The organism is Vibrio pacinii DSM 19139, assembly GCF_000711795.1.
Classification (GTDB): Bacteria; Pseudomonadota; Gammaproteobacteria; order Enterobacterales; family Vibrionaceae; genus Vibrio; species Vibrio pacinii.
This window is the reverse complement of the sequence record NZ_JONH01000005.1, coordinates 266,696-284,535: the sequence shown is the minus strand read 5'-3', so window position 1 is coordinate 284,535 and position 17,840 is coordinate 266,696. Positions and strand designations below refer to the sequence as shown.

The 17,840-nt window shown below is 45.7% G+C and carries 15 protein-coding genes; 5 read left to right on the top strand and 10 right to left on the bottom strand.

Features of this window, described 5'->3' with window-relative positions:
* Positions 1-53 precede the first annotated feature (53 nt).
* The gene (prfC, locus tag BS19_RS05660; protein ID WP_038173904.1) at positions 54-1,643 is read right to left on the bottom strand and encodes a peptide chain release factor 3; all 1,590 of its coding nucleotides are present in this window, start codon (positions 1,641-1,643) and stop codon (positions 54-56) included.
* A 216-nt stretch (positions 1,644-1,859) separates the two neighbouring features.
* Here prfC and BS19_RS05655 point away from each other — a divergent pair, with 216 nt between their 5' ends.
* On the top strand, positions 1,860-3,911 hold the full coding sequence (locus BS19_RS05655) for a putative bifunctional diguanylate cyclase/phosphodiesterase (RefSeq protein ID WP_038173903.1): 2,052 nt from the start codon (positions 1,860-1,862) through the stop codon (positions 3,909-3,911).
* A gap of 5 nt (positions 3,912-3,916) precedes the next feature.
* Here the strand turns inward: BS19_RS05655 and rimI are convergent, their stop codons facing one another.
* From rimI to rlmE, 6 genes are all read right to left on the bottom strand, one after another.
* A complete protein-coding gene (rimI, locus tag BS19_RS05650) occupies positions 3,917-4,369 on the bottom strand; it encodes a ribosomal protein S18-alanine N-acetyltransferase (protein ID WP_038173902.1) in 453 nt (150 codons plus the stop codon).
* 2 nt (positions 4,370-4,371) lie between these two features.
* Positions 4,372-4,770 (bottom strand): DNA polymerase III subunit psi, encoded by a 399-nt coding sequence (locus tag BS19_RS05645; RefSeq protein WP_038173899.1) that lies wholly within the window; start codon positions 4,768-4,770, stop codon positions 4,372-4,374.
* A gap of 112 nt (positions 4,771-4,882) precedes the next feature.
* Entirely contained in the window at positions 4,883-6,223 is a 1,341-nt protein-coding gene (gene glmM, locus BS19_RS05640; RefSeq protein WP_038173898.1) for a phosphoglucosamine mutase, read from the bottom strand.
* A gap of 27 nt (positions 6,224-6,250) precedes the next feature.
* Complete coding sequence (gene folP / locus BS19_RS05635) at positions 6,251-7,081, bottom strand: dihydropteroate synthase (protein WP_038173897.1); 831 nt, start codon at positions 7,079-7,081, stop codon at positions 6,251-6,253.
* A gap of 50 nt (positions 7,082-7,131) precedes the next feature.
* Positions 7,132-9,081: an ATP-dependent zinc metalloprotease FtsH gene (gene ftsH, locus BS19_RS05630; protein WP_038173896.1), complete on the bottom strand. Its 1,950-nt coding sequence runs from the start codon at positions 9,079-9,081 to the stop codon at positions 7,132-7,134.
* Positions 9,082-9,188: 107 nt separating this feature from the next.
* Positions 9,189-9,818 carry a 23S rRNA (uridine(2552)-2'-O)-methyltransferase RlmE gene (rlmE, locus tag BS19_RS05625; RefSeq protein ID WP_038173895.1) on the bottom strand — a complete coding sequence of 210 codons (630 nt, stop codon included), beginning with the start codon at positions 9,816-9,818 and terminating at the stop codon, positions 9,189-9,191.
* A gap of 113 nt (positions 9,819-9,931) precedes the next feature.
* Here rlmE and yhbY point away from each other — a divergent pair, with 113 nt between their 5' ends.
* Entirely contained in the window at positions 9,932-10,231 is a 300-nt protein-coding gene (gene yhbY / locus BS19_RS05620; protein WP_038173894.1) for a ribosome assembly RNA-binding protein YhbY, read from the top strand.
* Positions 10,232-10,301: 70 nt separating this feature from the next.
* Here the strand turns inward: yhbY and greA are convergent, their stop codons facing one another.
* A complete protein-coding gene (greA, locus tag BS19_RS05615) occupies positions 10,302-10,775 on the bottom strand; it encodes a transcription elongation factor GreA (protein WP_038173893.1) in 474 nt (157 codons plus the stop codon).
* A gap of 556 nt (positions 10,776-11,331) precedes the next feature.
* Here greA and BS19_RS05610 point away from each other — a divergent pair.
* Together BS19_RS05610 and dacB are read left to right on the top strand one after the other, a co-directional pair.
* Positions 11,332-12,393: a porin gene (locus BS19_RS05610; protein ID WP_038173892.1), complete on the top strand. Its 1,062-nt coding sequence runs from the start codon at positions 11,332-11,334 to the stop codon at positions 12,391-12,393.
* Between the two features lie 101 nt (positions 12,394-12,494).
* The gene (gene dacB, locus BS19_RS05605; RefSeq protein WP_038173891.1) at positions 12,495-13,925 is read left to right on the top strand and encodes a serine-type D-Ala-D-Ala carboxypeptidase; all 1,431 of its coding nucleotides are present in this window, start codon (positions 12,495-12,497) and stop codon (positions 13,923-13,925) included.
* Here the strand turns inward: dacB and BS19_RS05600 are convergent.
* Positions 13,904-14,749, bottom strand: a complete 846-nt coding sequence (locus BS19_RS05600) for a magnesium transporter (RefSeq protein ID WP_038173890.1) — start codon at positions 14,747-14,749, stop codon at positions 13,904-13,906. The two genes, dacB and BS19_RS05600, sit on opposite strands and share 22 nt — an antisense overlap.
* A 441-nt stretch (positions 14,750-15,190) precedes the next feature.
* Positions 15,191-16,378 (bottom strand): tyrosine--tRNA ligase, encoded by a 1,188-nt coding sequence (tyrS, locus tag BS19_RS05595; RefSeq protein WP_038173888.1) that lies wholly within the window; start codon positions 16,376-16,378, stop codon positions 15,191-15,193.
* Between the two features lie 129 nt (positions 16,379-16,507).
* Here tyrS and shyC point away from each other — a divergent pair, with 129 nt between their 5' ends.
* Positions 16,508-17,794 carry a peptidoglycan DD-endopeptidase ShyC gene (gene shyC / locus BS19_RS05590; protein WP_038173887.1) on the top strand — a complete coding sequence of 429 codons (1,287 nt, stop codon included), beginning with the start codon at positions 16,508-16,510 and terminating at the stop codon, positions 17,792-17,794.
* Positions 17,795-17,840 lie beyond the last annotated feature (46 nt).

The following is a 17,840-nucleotide window of genomic DNA, read 5'->3' as shown; positions in this document are numbered from 1 at the left end:
ACCGCCTTAACAAAGACGGTATTTACATTGTTTATCTTCAAAGCTGAAGAAGATTAGTGTTCGCGAGTCGCACGGAACTCCACTTCTGGAAAACGCTCTTTGGCTAAGTTCAAGTTGACCATGGTTGGCGCAATGTAGGTGAGATTATCACCACCATCAAGGGCAAGGTTAGCTTGGTTCTTGCGTTGGAACTCATCAAACTTCTTACCATCTTCACAATCAACCCAACGTGCTGTAGCAACGTTAACCCCTTCGTAGATCGCTTCTACGTTGTATTCCGCTTTCAAACGAGCCACAACCACATCAAACTGAAGTACACCTACCGCGCCCACAATCAGATCGTTGTTTTGCAGAGGACGAAATACCTGCACGGCGCCCTCTTCTGACAACTGCACCAACCCTTTAAGCAGCTGCTTCTGCTTCAGTGGATCTTTTAAACGAATGCGACGGAACAGCTCTGGCGCAAAATTGGGGATACCGGCAAACTTAAGCTCTTCACCTTGAGTAAAGGTATCGCCAATTTGAATGGTTCCATGGTTGTGCAGACCAATAATATCGCCCGCGTAAGCTTTTTCAGCGCGAGAACGATCACCTGCCATAAAGGTCACCGCATCAGAGATACTGACGGTTTTGCCGAGACGAACATGGTTCATCTTCATACCTTGAGTGTATGTACCTGATACGATTCGCATAAAGGCAATACGGTCACGGTGTTTTGGATCCATGTTGGCTTGAATCTTGAAGACAAAGCCAGAGAACTTCTCTTCTGTTGCTTCGACCGGACGCTCATTCGCTTGACGAGTTTGAGGCGCTGGTGCCCACTTGGTCAGGCCATCAAGCATATGGTCAACACCAAAGTTACCTAATGCCGTACCAAAATAAACTGGCGTTAATTCACCGGCTAAGAACAGCTCTAAATCAAACTCAGGGCATGCCCCCATCACCAGTTCTAACTCTTCACGGACACTTTCGGCCAAATCAGCACCAACAGCGACATCAAGTTCAGGGTTGTCTAACCCTTTAATAATGCGAACGTCTTGGATTTCGTGACCATGACCAGACTCATACAAGATAGTCTCATCGCGGTGGATATGGTAAACCCCTTTAAATTCTTTACCACAACCAATCGGCCATGAAATTGGCGCACAAGCCATGCCGAGCTCGCTTTCAACTTCATCCAGCACTTCCATCGGATCACGTACATCTCGATCCAATTTGTTCATAAAGGTAACGATAGGCGTATCACGAAGTCGAGTAACTTCCATTAATTTACGAGTACGATCTTCGACACCTTTTGCCGCATCAATCACCATCAGACATGAGTCTACTGCTGTAAGAGTACGATAAGTATCTTCAGAGAAGTCCTCGTGTCCCGGAGTATCAAGTAAGTTGACCAAACACTCGTTATAAGGGAACTGCATTACCGAGGTTGTTACCGAAATGCCACGCTCTTTTTCCATCTCCATCCAGTCAGATTTAGCGTGCTGCGCTGAACCACGACCTTTTACGGTACCGGCCGTTTGGATCGCGCGTCCGAACAATAGTACTTTTTCAGTAATAGTGGTTTTACCCGCATCCGGGTGCGAGATAATAGCGAAAGTCCTACGTTTAGAGACTTGGTCAAGAAAAGGAGTATTGGACATCAAAAGGTCTTCTTCTGTCTTTGGGCTAGAGGAGACGAGCGCTTGATTCTAGCTCTAGCGGTTCGATTCGAATTTGCGCGGTATTCTCGCTTATATTGGCTTAATGGGCAACTTCACTGTGCAAAATGACTTAAAAACACGCGCTATTTTTCTATAGTTTAAATTATCAATAAAAATGAGCTATAACTAAAGAAGTAGAGGGAGCCGCTTGAAACTATGAAACAAAGCAAAAAAGTCAACTCATTAGCTTTTCGCCAAGCAAAAACGGTGTTTCTAGTTTCGGTTATTCTAGGCATCTGTTTCAGCTTGTATCACATTTTGGTGGATCTCCATCAGGAGCAAAAACGCATTCAAGAACACTACCAATTTAAGCTGTTACAAAACTACTCGAATGCCAGTCAAGCGGCCTACCATCTTAACCAGTTGCTCGCTAAGCAAGTGGCGTCGAGCCTGATGATGGACAATGCGGTGTATAGCGTAGAGATTGTTGATGACTTTGGCGATGTATTGACCGCCCAAAAGCGTGATATCTCGACCAAAAACAGTTTTATTGAGGCACTCTCTTCGTACCTTACCCCAACCACGCCGACGTTCACCTCTGAATTACATCAACCCAATTCACATGTCGTCGTCGGTAGCCTTACGTTTTCCGTTAATGGCGCACATATCGCGCAAAATTTTATTAATAAAACCACCCGCATTTTACTGTTTGATTTACTGCGTAATATTATTCTTACCACGGTTCTGCTGCTGTTTTTTTACCAGAAGCTTTCTAAACCGCTAGTGACCTTGATTGACTGGGTTCGCTCACTGCAAGGGGCAAGCAAAGATATTCCACCGCCTACTCAATACCGTGACGACGAGCTGGGGCAATTAGCTAAGACCTTCCATACCCTGTGGCAAGAGCGTGAGGCCGCTGAAGTTAAGTTAAACCAGCTAGCCTACTACGACTCGTTAACGGGGCTAGCCAATCGTAGTCTACTGCTACAAATGCTAGGGAAAGCGATTGACGATAGCCGCAACAGCCAACTTAGCGGTGCGTTGTTTTACCTCGACCTTGACCGTTTTAAAACCATCAATGATTCTCTTGGCCATACCATTGGCGATAACCTGATTAAAGCGATTTCGATGCGAATTGAAGCTTGGATAAAAAGTGACTACACCGCGGCACGCATCGGTGGCGATGAGTTTGCCCTATTGCTGCCCAACGTTGACAGTGAAAAAGCCGAAGAGTTAGCCAAGCAACTCTTGGCGTTAATTTCCAACCCTTACTCTATTGACGATCACCAACTGTACTGCACTGTCAGCGTTGGCATATCCCTATTCCCAACCACAAGTTGCACCAATATCGATCTCCTTCGACAAGCCGATACTGCGCTCTACCGCGCCAAAGTGGCTGGTCGTAATAAATACACCTTTTACGAACCCGAGATGCAAGCTCAGGTAGAGTCATTCCTTGAGATAGAAAAAGGGCTGCACGAAGCACTCAATAAAGGTCAATTAGAGCTCTACTACCAGCCTCAGGTGGATGCACAACATCGAATTATTGGGGTCGAAGCATTAATCCGCTGGAACCATCCAGAAAAAGGGCTACTACCGCCAGGGCTATTCATGCCGATAGCCGAAGAAACCGGTCAAATTCTGCAAATTGGTAACTGGATTATTGAGCAAGCTTGCTATCAGTACGCTCACTGGCTCAAACAGGGGATATTACCAGACACGTTTCGCCGATTAGCGATCAATATCAGTCCGTTGCAGTTCTCGAAAAGCTCTTTCGTTGAGCATATCGTCGACTCGTTGGCTCAAGCTGGCATTGATGGTCATCATATCGAATTGGAAATTACTGAAAACTTACTGCTAGAAAATGTCGAGGCCGCAATTGAAAAAATGACCGAGTTAAAACAACACAACTTAAAAACGTCGATTGACGATTTTGGTACCGGTTATTCGTCCTTACGATATTTGAAGCACCTTTCAGTCGATGTGCTTAAGATTGATCGATCTTTTGTCACCCAACTGCATTTGGATGAAAGCGACCAAGCGATCGTCGATACCATTATTATGACCGCACAACGCTTAAACTTAGAGGTCATCGCCGAAGGAGTCGAGGATGTGTTTGAACTTCGAGCACTCAAGCAACTAGGTTGTGAGCAGTTCCAAGGTTATCTGTTTGATAAACCCTTACCAGCGAGTGAGCTGAATTCACGCTTTGAGAGAAACTTCTACGATGTGGAAGACCCAAGTGTGATTAAAGCAATGCCCAAATAGCCTAACTAGTAAAACAACAAATAACTCATGATGATAGCGTCCTCTTTGCCAGTTGCGGTGGGGTAATAGTCTCGACGACGATCCACCTCATTGAACCCGAGTGTTTGGTATAGGTGAAAAGCGCTGACATTGCTTGCCCTAACCTCAAGCCAAACACTTTCGGCTTTGCTCGCCTCACACTGTTCAAGCAAGCCATTAAGTAATTGCTTGCCGAGTCCTTGACCTTGGTAGTCCGTTGCTATCGCAATATTGAGCAAAGTGACTTCACCGACAATATTTTGCGCATAGTAGTAGCCGACAACCGTATCGTTACTATCGATCAAAACATGGTGACAGCCACCACGGCTGTTTAAATCACGAATCATATTTTCAGACCAAGGATGGCTATGTGCGGCGCGCTCGATAGCCCAAACTTGATCAAGGTGTTGCTTCGCTAAAGGGATGATTGAATATGTCATAATTATTGATACGAGCAAATTTGTTGCCACAGCGCTCGGCGCTGTTGGTTATTGCCATCAATGTCACTTAAGCGTGGAGAAACTAGCGCCTTAGCACTAATCGACTCGTCAACTTCGCATCCTGCAAACCAAACCCACTCAAGGTTATGTTGAGTCACTAGACTGAGTTGATTTGGTGCGAGATAGCGCGCATCGGCCAGAGTCAAATTGATACTGGAGAGTACTCTCTCAAAAAGCTGTGCACTTTTCTCACTGGGACATTGGGGGGCAACCAGTAACAATCGACAAGATGGATCTATCGTGATCGATGGAGCCTGGTAACCTTGCAATCTTTCAGGGTGGTTCAATTGGTAGTAGTCAATGCCCATTTCATGTAGCAAGGGTAACTGATCTATTTGCATACAATTTGCCATTACTTAGAAGAGCCGAATACTAGCATAAAATCGTGATAGATGGGCAAACGTGGCCTAGTCAGTAAACCGCCACCGAAGTGGCGGTAAAGTGATACTACAATTAGAAACTCGCTTTTACTGCATCAGCGATCTTGAGTGCAGAAGATTGTACCAATTGAGCATCTTCGCCTTCTACCATCACGCGAATCAGAGGCTCTGTGCCCGATTTACGTAACAACACTCGACCTTTATCACCCAGCTGTGCTTCTACTTCAACCACAGCGGCTTTGACTGCGTCAGCTTCTAGCGGGTTAGAGTCACCGGAGAAACGAACATTCTCAAGAACTTGTGGGTAAAGCGTCATACCCTGAGAGAGCTCATGCAATGACATGTTGCTATCAATAACCGAAGCAAGAACCTGAAGCGCAGCCACAATCGCGTCACCAGTAGTGACTTTGTCTAGTAAAATCACATGACCCGAGTTTTCGGCGCCGATCTTCCAGCCCTTGGCGATCAATTGCTCCATCACATAGCGGTCACCAACGGCGGCGCGAACGAATGGAATACCCAACTGCTTTAGGCCGTTTTCCATGCCAAGGTTGGTCATCAGTGTACCAACAACACCACCTTTCAACTCACCACGACGCAGTGCGTCACGCGCGATGATGTAAGCGATTTGGTCGCCATCGACCTTGTTACCTAAGTGATCCACCATAATGATGCGGTCACCATCACCATCAAACGCTAGGCCTAGAGCCGCTTGCTCTTCAACAACGCGCTTTTGCAATGCACGAACATCAGTAGCCCCTACTTCAGCGTTAATATTGATACCGTTCGGCTCAACACCCATCGCAATGACATCTGCACCTAACTCGCTAAACACCGCTGGCGCAATGTGATACGTCGCACCATGAGCACAGTCAACCACGATTTTTATACCCGCCAAACTCAACGCAGATGGGAACGTGCTTTTACAAAACTCGATATAACGACCAGCAGCGTCGTTGAGACGACTGGCTTTACCTAGCAGCGCAGATTCAACGCACTCAATATCTTTGTCTAACTCAGCTTCAATCGCTAACTCAATATCATCCGGCAATTTAGTACCTTCTGACGAAAAGAACTTAATACCATTGTCATAGTATGGGTTGTGTGACGCAGAGATAACAATCCCCGCTTCAGCACGGAAAGTCTGCGTTAAGTAGGCAACCGCAGGAGTCGGCATTGGGCCAGTAAATGTCGCCTTAAGCCCCGCAGCAGCCAATCCTGCTTCTAAGGCAGATTCAAGCATATAGCCTGAAATACGTGTATCTTTACCGATAATGACCTTCTTTGTGCCTTGTTTAGCCAAGACACGACCAGCAGCCCAACCCAGTTTTAATACAAAGTCTGGCGTAATTGGGTATTGACCCACCTTGCCTCGCACCCCGTCTGTACCAAAATAACGTCTTTTCGTCGACATAGTGATTCCTTTATCTTTTTTCTCAGCTCAACGGTTAGCGTTAACCATTGAGACTATTTTTATCGCATCAAGCGTTTGTTCAAAATCGTGAACGCGAATAATCTGCGCCCCTTTCATCGCGGCGATGGTTGCGCAACTGACACTGGCCGCGACACACTCTGCCGGCTTTTTATCGAGCAGCTTAAACAGCATCGATTTACGTGACATCCCCGCTAACAGGGGGAGACCGAATTGATGAAACTGCTCAAGGTGGGCGAGCATATGATAGTTATGTTCAAGCGTTTTACCGAAACCAAAACCTGGGTCTAGGATCAGTTGCTGGCGATGAATACCGACCGCCTCACACGCCTCTATTCGTTGTTGTAAGAACTCACCGACCTCGGCAAGTAAATCATCATAATGAGGGCTGGCTTGCATGGTTCTTGGCTGCCCTTGCATATGCATCAGACAAATAGGCACACCGGCTTGAGCCGCAACCTCAAGTGCTCCTGGCTCTTGCAGTGCGCGTACATCATTAATCAGGTCTGCCCCGGCGTTAACCGCTTGACGCATCACTTCGGCTTTACTGGTATCAATCGAAATCCACACATCAGACTGAGCTCGAATCGCTTTGATCACCGGAATCACCCGCGCTAGTTCTTGCTCAAGTTCCACATCGGGTGCGCCTGGTCGCGTTGATTCGCCACCAATATCGATAATAGTGACGCCAGCGTCAATCATGTGCTTAGCTTGGGTGAGGGCATCTTCTAAACGGCAATATTGACCACCGTCTGAGAAAGAGTCTGGGGTAACGTTAACAATACCCATGACATGGGTTTGAGAAAGATCGAGGGTTTTATTATTAGCAGTAATTTTCATCATAAACGCAAAAACCCCGAGTCGCCCCGGGGTTTAATCATAAGACTTAATTATTCAGAGTCTTTTTTCTCTGAAGGCTCAACAGTGGCGTCGTCTTGAGAAGCTTCTGGCTCTTGCTCTTGACTCGCTTGCACTGATGTATCATCGCTTTTTGCCTCTGGCTTATTGCTCGGGTTATCACCCCAACCAGCAGGCTGACGAATCTCTTCTTTACGTTCCATCAGGTCGTCTATCTGACCGGCATCAATGGTTTCATATTTCATCAACGCATCTTTCATCGAGTGCATAATATCCATATTTTCTTCAAGGATTTTCTTTGCACGCGCATAGTTGCGATCGATGATACTGCGAACTTCATCATCAATGAGTTTAGCCGTGTCGTCTGACATATGCTTAGTTTGCGTTACGCTACGACCAAGGAATACCTCACCTTCATCTTCAGCGTATAGCAGTGGACCGAGCTTTTCAGAGAAGCCCCATTGCGTCACCATCTTACGTGCAATATCAGTTGCACGCTCAATATCGTTAGAAGCACCTGTAGACACTTTGTCGGCACCGTAAATCAACTCTTCAGCAAGACGACCACCGTATAAACTAGAGATCATCGACTCAAGATGCTGACGTGACATACTGACACGGTCTTGCTCTGGTAAGTACATCGTCACACCTAACGCACGACCGCGTGGGATGATCGAGACTTTATACACAGGATCGTGCTCTGGAACCAAACGACCAACAATTGCGTGGCCCGCTTCATGATAAGCCGTTGACGCTTTGGTCTCTTCAGACATCACCATTGAACGGCGCTCTGCACCCATCATGATTTTGTCTTTCGCCAGTTCAAACTCGACCATAGAGACGTTGCGCTTGTTACCGCGAGCAGCAAATAACGCCGCTTCGTTAACCAAGTTCGCAAGATCTGCACCAGAGAAGCCCGGTGTACCACGTGCAATCAATGATGGTTCTACATCACCAGCCAAAGGCACTTTGCGCATGTGGACTTTTAAAATCTGCTCACGACCACGAACATCGGGTAATCCAACCACAACTTGACGGTCGAAACGACCAGGACGTAATAACGCTGGGTCTAGAACGTCAGGGCGGTTAGTTGCCGCGATAACGATAATGCCTTCATTACCTTCGAAGCCATCCATCTCAACCAGCATTTGGTTTAGTGTTTGTTCACGTTCATCGTGACCACCACCAACACCGGCACCACGCTGACGACCGACGGCATCAATCTCATCGATAAAGATAATACAAGGTGCCGCTTTCTTCGCTTGTTCGAACATGTCACGCACACGAGATGCACCAACACCGACAAACATTTCAACGAAGTCAGAACCAGAAATAGTAAAGAATGGCACCTTGGCTTCACCAGCAATGGCTTTTGCAAGCAAGGTTTTACCCGTACCCGGAGGACCAACCATCAAAACACCAGTCGGAATTTTACCGCCCAGTTTTTGGTATCGGCTCGGATCACGTAGGTAATCAACCAACTCTTTAACGTCTTCTTTCGCTTCGTCACAGCCAGCAACATCGGCAAAAGTCGTCTTTATTTGCTCTTCGCTCATCATACGAGCTTTGCTCTTACCAAACGACATGGCGCCTTTGCCACCGCCGCCTTGCATTTGACGCATAAAGAAAATCCATACGCCAATCAGTAAGATCATAGGGAACCAAGAGATGAAAATAGTTCCCAACAGACTCTGCTCTTCAGGCGGAGTCCCTTGTACTTTCACATTTTGATTAATGAGGTCATCAAGCAGCTTCTGGTCATAGACTGGCATGTAAGTGACAAAACGTCCGCCACCGCCACGACGAGTGAAGGAAATTTCACCATCTTTAAAAGTTGCTTCCTGAATCTGGCCTTGGCCAACTTCCTGTACAAACGTGGTGTAGTCCACCGCTCTGCCATTGCTCTCTCCAGGGCCAAAGCTCTGGAAAACCGACATCAACACGACGGCGATAACAAGCCACAGAATTAAATTTTTTGCCATGTCACTCAAGGTGTCAGCCTCTCGATAACTAATTGTAATTAAAGGTAGGGTACTACAGTTCATAACCTGTAGCTATAGTGTTAACTGACCTATCAAGGCTTAAATAGTTAACCTTTGTAACCGGTGGCTACAACAAAGACCTCTCTTGAGCGAGCTCGCGAGGAGTCTGGTTTTCTCGTTTTTACGACTTTAAATTCATTTCGGACTTCTTTGACGAATTGATCAAACCCTTCGCCTTGGAAAACCTTGACCACAAAGCTACCATTAGGCGCTAGAACTTGTCGACACATATCTAGAGCCAATTCAACCAAATACATTGCACGAGGTTGATCGACCGAGTTGTTACCCGCAATATTGGGCGCCATGTCAGACATCACCACATCAACCATTGACGGCTGAATGCGTTCAAGCAGTGCTTCTAAAACCGCCTCGTCACGAAAGTCACCTTGTAGGAAACTGACGCCCGCGATTGGGTCCATCGGCAGTAAATCACAGGCGATGATCTGGCCTTGTTCCCCTACTATCTTAGCAGCATATTGAGACCAACCACCTGGCGCAGCACCTAAATCGACCACTGTCATACCAGGTTTTAGTAGTTTATCTTTGTTTTGGATCTCTTCGATTTTGAAATAAGCACGCGAACGATAGCCTTTTTTACGAGCTTCATTAGCATACTTATCATCAAAATGTTCTTTCAGCCAACGGCCTGAGCTGGCTGAGTGTTTTTGTTTACTCATTCGTTTCCTAATAGAGAGAGGGAGCAACTAACCCAATAAATTATAGTCTTCAGGGTTAGATGGCGCTAAAATGGTATTTTTCAACCCTAATAGTATAGAAAATTGGCCGCGTAATGAACCTAAGCACGAAACAAAAGCAGCATCTAAAAGGCCTAGCGCACAGTCTAAAACCTGTTGTGCTTATGGGCGCAAATGGACTTACTGAAGCTGTTCTAGCGGAAATCGAAATTGCTCTTGATCATCATGAACTGATCAAAATAAAAGTTGCCTCTGAAGATCGCGACACCAAAAACCTGATTATCGAAGCTATCGTGCGCGAAACTCGCGCAGAGAAGGTCCAAGTAATCGGTAAAACTTTGGTACTGTTCCGTCAATCAGCAGACCAGCGTAAAATCGAGTTGCCACGCAAGTAATTGTACTGCAATGAGCAATAAAAAAGGTCGCCAAGGCGACCTTTTTTAATATCTGTGCACTCGGGAGTACTTAGATATATTCGACACGGTCGATTTCGAAGTCGCGGTCGCCACCTGGCGTCGAGATTACGACTTCATCACCTTCCATTTTACCAATCAGGCCACGAGCAATCGGTGAGCTTACCGAGATACGGCCAGCTTTAATATCTGCTTCGTCTTCACCAACAATTTGGTAAGTCTTTTCTTCTTCGGTATCGCAATCAATCAAGGTCACTGTCGAACCAAAAATGATCTTGCCCGTGTTATCCATTTTAGTAACATCGATAACCTGAGCAACAGAGAGCTTGTATTCGATATCACGAATTTGCGCTTCACAGATACCTTGCTCTTCGCGAGCAGCATGATACTCGGCATTCTCTTTTAAATCACCGAGCTCACGGGCTTCAGCGATTGCTTCAGAGATCTGCGGACGAAGCTTTAATAGTCGTTCAAGTTCGGTACGTAGCTTTTGTTCGCCACGCAATGTCATAGGGACTTTTTCCATTTTATACCTCATTCCAAAGCTTTCTTTGGACAAAACAAAACCACCCAACCGCAGGGATTAGGTAGTGTTATAAGCTAACCAATTTTCTCTAGTGTAAACAAAGTTAGCACTGAAATCACCTTAAATCCATGACAACCCGTTTTCTGCTTTATAATTGTTAAGTCAATACTTTCATTAAATTAGCACGTGCTAATTCACATTCACCGCACCGATAGAACAACCATCCTTTCATCAAAAAAAAACTAAAACATGCGTTATTTACATACCACTCACTAAATAACAAAAAACATTTAAAATCATTAACTTGATGTTTTTTTTGAAAAACAAAACAGTGTTCAATAATCTGATTTATATCGTTTTACTACCATTGGCCGGAACTTTAGCGGTACAACATTGGTCACCAATTGCTCGAGAGATGATTCTTGGCTGCTCATGTATATGATTACAATCTTACTTATGAGCATTGATTCACCTGAGTAATCGTTAGAGGATACCTCTTCGTGGGGTGTCACTCGCATAACAACTATTTATGGACAGTAAATTTAGGACTAATAAGATGAACAAAACTCTGATTGCTCTAGCAGTTGCAGCTGCAGCAGTGGCAACTGGCGCTAACGCGGCAGAAGGTATTCAAGCAGGCGGTATCGAAGGTACTTCTGTATACAGCTCAAACGGTAACTCTCTAGAGATCGGTGGTCGTGCTGAAGCACGTCTATCTCTTAAAGATGGCAACGCTGAAGACAAAACTCGTGTGCGTCTAAACTTCCTAGGTAAGACTCAAATCACTGATAGCCTGTACGGTGTTGGTTTCTACGAAGGTGAGTTCAACACAGCTGAAAACGGTAAAGGCACAGACGAATCTGGTAGTGACCTAACTAACCGTTACGCTTACGCAGGTATCGGCGGTAACTTCGGTGAAGTAACTTACGGTAAAAACGACGGTGCACTAGGTGTTATCACTGACTTTACCGATATCATGTCTTACCACGGCAACTCAGCAGCATACAAAATTGCTGTAGCAGACCGTACTGATAACATGGTGTCTTACAAAGGCCAATTTGCTGACCTAGGTCTTAAAGCAAGCTACCGTTTCGCTGACGCTGAAAACAAAGAAGTTAACGGCTACGATAATAACGATGCGGACGGCTACTCTCTATCTGCTATCTACGCAATCGGTGACTCTGGCGTTAAACTAGGTGCAGGTTACGCTGATGGTAACCAATTTATCGAAAACGTATTGAATGAACGCAACCAGTACATGCTTGCAGTGTCATACGCAGTAAGTGATTTCTACTTTGCTGGTACATTTGTTGACGGTCAAGACAAAGTAAAAACAACTGGTGATAAAACAGATCTAACTGGTTACGAATTTGCTGCGGCTTACAAACTAGACAAAACTGCTTTCACTATGACTTACAACTACCTTGAGTCTAAAGAAGCTGGTATTAAGTCTGATGATGCTGACAACCTAGCATTCGATGCAACTTACTACTTCAAGCCAAACTTCCGTACTTACATCTCGTACAACTTCAACCTACTTGATGAAGATGCAGCGAAAGGTATTACTAAAGCCGATGCTGAAGACGAGCTAGCACTAGGTCTACGTTACGACTTCTAATTTGCTGACTCTACGTCACCAATCTAAACCGCCTGCTCTCTAGTAGGCGGTTTTTTTAATCGCTATACTGGGGTTAACCTTCACTGACCCGTAATCTTCCCATGCTGTTTTATCGCTATACTTTGCTAACCGCTTTTTGTTTGACGCTATTGACTTCCCAAGCGTTGGCGAGCCTCAGTGTCGAACTATTACCGCAAGGTAGCCGAGTCTCCACTCGAGTAGAAAGCTTAGAGCAGTCAACGGTTTATCAACAAACCGACAATCAACAACAACTCTTTCCACCCGCCAGTACACTAAAATTAGTAACCGCATTAGCCGCTAAGCTTGAGTTAGGCGACACGTTTCGTTTTGAGACTCGACTTGAGCAATCAAATCAAGACATCGTGGTACGTTTTTCCGGCGACCCAACGTTATCAAGTGATGATCTTCAACGCTTATTAGCTCAGCTAAAACAACAAGGTATCGACGCCATTGAAGGAAATTTATGGCTCGATAACAGCGCCTTTACTGGCTATGATCGTGCGGTTGGTTGGCCTTGGGACATACTCGGCGTCTGTTACAGTGCACCAGCGTCAGCGATATCGCTTGACGGTAATTGTGTCCAGGCATCGATTTACACCGAGCAAGAGGGGAAAACCCGCGTCTACGTGCCTGAGCATCAACCTATTTATGTCACAACCTCGGCCAAGTCGGTGTCAAAAATAGAGCAAGAGAGCACCCAGTGCGATTTAGAGCTGCTGTCATCACCAGATAACCACTATCAATTACAAGGGTGTTTACAAAGCAGAAGTAAACCACTCCCGCTTAAATTTGCAATTCAAGACCCCGCGCTTTACACCCAGCGTATCGTGCACACTTTTCTTGCTCAGCTCGGCATCACTTTACACGGTGAAATAAAGATTGGTCCGGCGCCTTTTGCCACTCGCTCACTTGCCAACCATCAATCTGAACCACTACCAAAGTTGCTAGAAACCATGTTAAGACAATCTGACAATCTCATTGCCGATAACTTAACCAAGGCCTTAGGCGCAACGTTTTATATTCAACCTGGTAGCTTTGCTAATGGCACCAAAGCGATCAAACAAATTGTCTTCTCGCATACGGGCATCAACCTCGATTCGCTGCCACTCGCGGATGGCAGTGGTCTGTCACGCAATAACCGTTTTAGTAGCCAAGAGATGGCCGACGTTCTCCGCTATATCTGGCAACACGACAGTGAACTTGATCTGATCGCCTTGATGCCGACTTCAGGCACCAATGGCACACTAAAATATCGCCGCAGTATGCGTAAATCACCGATTAAAGGTCAGTTGGTCGCTAAAAGCGGCTCTGTGTACGGCAGCCATAATATGGCCGGTTTTGGTTTAAACCCACAAGGGCAACCGAGCACTTTGTTTGTCCAGTTTGTGGCGGATTATCATCCAGTCAAAAAAAGCAGCGATGCCCCTAAGACCACCGCTCCCATTACCCAGTTTGAAACCTTGTTTTATCAAGATGTGATCAAATTTAGTCAGGCAATACCTAAGAAATAGTTAACCACATTAAAGTAGATCCACATCCCGGTGATATCGACTATTGATGCCAATACAGGGCTGACCAATACCGCCGGGTCGAGTTTAAACGCACGCGCTAAAATCGGTAGTAGCCCTCCTAAAGTCGTCGACATCGTCACTTGGATAAACAGCGCCACAGCAATCGCTAAGGCAATGATATCTAAGTTAAAGCCACCAGCACTGTTTGCATCACTGAACAGCAAGATTCGCCCAATCATCACGAGCGCAATCGCAAGTGCGAGACAAACTGCTACACGGCTCTCTTTCCAAAATACCGCTAACCACTGCCGCTTACGCAGTTCACCGGTCGCTAAGGCGCGAATCACCAAGGTGGCCGCCTGAGTTCCAGTATTTCCCCCGGCCGCCGCAATCACTGGCATATAAACCGCCAGCAGGACCAATTGACTCAGAATATCTTCATATTGAGCAATGATTAAGCCCGACACTATGCCCAATAAGGCCAACGCGATAATCCACCCAATACGCTGTTTCACATGCTCAAGTACCGACGTTTCAAGATAACTACTTGATGTTTCTACTTCTGAATGAATAAAGCCTAACTGGTGCGCATAATGGCGCGCCTGCTTGTCATGTCCCTCATGCTCCAATGCTGAAATAAGTTGTTGCACATAGCCAATCGAACAATGATTGAGTATCGCAACCGCCTCTTCAACTGGCATAACGGTTAATAGGTGTACTTGTTGATTTTGCTCATATTGCAAAAAGGCATTACGAGCTGCACCGATCTCTTGCTGAGAGAAGTGTTGATTGTTTTCAATGTATGTATTGTTCATTACCGTCATGGCGAATCTCCCGATTGGCAAATGGTAACGACCATCGAATACAGCGACAGCAGTAGCTAACAACAGTAGGCATTATTAAAAAAAGGCACACTGTTTCACGGTTGACGCTGAATTGAATTCTAGAATTTAAAGGAGAAAAACGTGAGGATTCACATTAAAGAGAGAAGACTCTACCACTGAAGTAGAGACGTGAGACGACAATACCGAGGTGGTTTATTTTTCCCCTTTCATACTAGGAGGATGGTCGATATTGTTCATAAAAGTCTCCGAATAAACCGCCTAACTGGCAGCGCGGCGATAATAGCAAAAGTGCTAAGAAAAAACAGTCAAAATCGTACAGAAAACCTGATTTTTCATTACGCTATGTTTTACCAACGGTAGTAATAAAAAAAGCGCCCAAAAAGCGCTTTAATTCAGATTAATTTCAGTTACTTAACATTACTATTTGATAGTAATGCGAGCAAATTTTCGCTTACCCACTTGGAACACATAAGTGCCCGCTTCAGGCGTCAATTTAGAATCGCCGACTTTTTCACCATCAATCTTCGCTGCGCCTTGTTTTACCATACGCATCGCTTCAGATGTTGATGCACAAAGACCCGCTTCTTTTAGCAGATTACTCACTGGTAAGCCTGAGTCAAAATCAAACTCTGGCATCTCTTCAGGGATTTGATTCTTCGCAAAACGGTTAACAAACTCTTGCTCTGCGGCATCAGCGTCGGCCTGTGAGTGGAAGCGAGCGATGATCTCTTTCGCTAGCGCAACTTTGACGTCACGTGGGTTGTTACCAGCGGCAACATCCGCTTTCAGTTGAGCAATTTCTTCCAACGGGCGGAAAGAAAGTAACTCATAGTAGCTCCACATTAGATCGTCAGAGATTGACATGATCTTACCGAACATTTCACCTGGTGCTTCGCTGATTCCGATGTAGTTGTGAGCAGACTTCGACATTTTCTTTTCGCCATCGAGGCCAACAAGAAGCGGCATCGTCAGAACAACTTGCGGTTTCTGGCCGTGTGCTTTTTGCAATTCACGTCCCATCAGCAAATTAAACTTCTGGTCAGTACCACCTAGCTCAACATCCGTTTCCATTGCGACTGAGTCATAGCCTTGTAGGAGTGGATACATAAACTCATGGATAGCAATTGGCTGGCCACCTGCGTAACGCTTTTTGAAGTCGTCACGCTCAAGCATGCGAGCAACCGTTTGGTTAGCGGCAAGACGAAGCATTCCCTCTGCACCTAGCTCAGAAAGCCACTCAGAGTTAAATTGAATCTTAGTCTTTGCGGGATCAAGAATCTTAAACACCTGCTCTTTATACGTTTCTGCGTTACGCAAAACGTCTTCACGAGTTAGCGGCGGACGAGTGGTGTTCTTACCCGTTGGGTCACCAACCATGCCAGTGAAATCACCGATAAGGAAGGTCACATCATGACCTAGTTCTTGAAAAGCGCGTAGCTTGTTCAAAATAACGGTATGGCCCAGATGAATATCAGGAGCGGTTGGATCGGCACCTAGTTTAATGCGTAAAGGACGACCTTCTTTTAATTTAGCAATCAGTTCGTCTTCTGGAATTAGCTCTTCAACACCGCGCTTAATCTCGGCTAGTGCAGCTTCAATGCTCGCCATTCTTGTTCACTCCCACAGATTTGGCAAAAATTTGATATTTTGCCATCTTACTTGAATAGCGATGCTTTTTGAAACCAGTTAGACTAAACAGCTATGCTTTTTTAACGATTTTTTTAGAACGGACATACGATGTTGTCTCTTTTTGCTCGCCTGCCTTGGATTCATCGAGCTCTTATTGCTTTTTTCAGTGCTTTTATGGTGATCGCGCTGTTATTACCCGCTCCTCAAGAGCTTCGCCAACATGAGAGCTTCTATCAAGTTGGCAAGGCGTACCCTTTATCGATTGATATCGATGCCCTGATTCAGCAACAATCGGTTCCTCAGTTAGTGTTCTTGCGCTGGGAAAAGCACACTATTGGTTCTGGCGATAGTATGGCGCTGCTGTTTCAGCGGGCCGGACTCTCTTCTCGCTTACTCTATCAACTCACATCGACTAGCAAAGAGATAGAACGCCAACTGACCCGAGTTAGACCTGGTGACTCCTTCCAACTAGGGTTTGATAGCGACAACCAATTGATTCAAATTGCTCGTCAAATCAACCCGTTCGAAACCTTCCTGATCACGAAATCAGAAGATGGCTATGTTTCGTCGCTGGATAAAAAAGAGGTCAATTATCAATATAATTATGCCGAGGCGATGATTACTTCTAATTTCTGGAATGCAGCCGCCTCTGCGGGCCTTACTCCGAATCAGATTATGGAATTAGCCGGAATTTTTGGTTGGGACATCGATTTTTCGCTCGATATTCGCAGCGGAGACACTTTTAAAATTCTCTACCAAGAGAAAGTGGTTGAAGGCGAAGTGGTTGATCGCGGCAAAATTATCGCCGCCACGTTTACCAACCAAGGTGATACCTTTAAAGCCATTTTGGATGACAAAACTGGCAGCTACTATGACGAAAACGGACGCGCAATGAAGAAAGCGTTCCTGCGCTCTCCACTCGATTTTCGGCGTGTCAGCTCGAACTTCAATCCAAGCCGTCGTCATCCAGTCACTGGAAAAGTACGCGCTCACCGAGGCACCGATTATGCCGCTCCCGTGGGGACCCCTATTTGGGCGGCAGGTGACGGTATAGTGCAAAAATCGAGCTACAACCAATTCAATGGTAATTATGTGTTCATTAAACACAGCAATACCTACATCACCAAATACTTACACTTAACCAAGCGTACTGTAAAAACAGGCCAACGCGTCAAACAAGGCCAAACCATTGGCACATTAGGCGGCACTGGCCGGGTGACAGGCCCTCACCTTCACTATGAATTCTTAGTCAATGGCGTACATAGAAATGCGCGCACGGTCAAACTGCCACAGTCCAAATCGCTAACTGGTAAAGCTAAAACCACCTTTATCGCCAATGCAAAGTTGCGTTTAGATAAGCTTGAGCGATACGGACAACTGCTCGCTACCCCATAACCCAAAAGACCCGCTTGAAGCGGGTCTTTTGGTTAGGCCGATGATT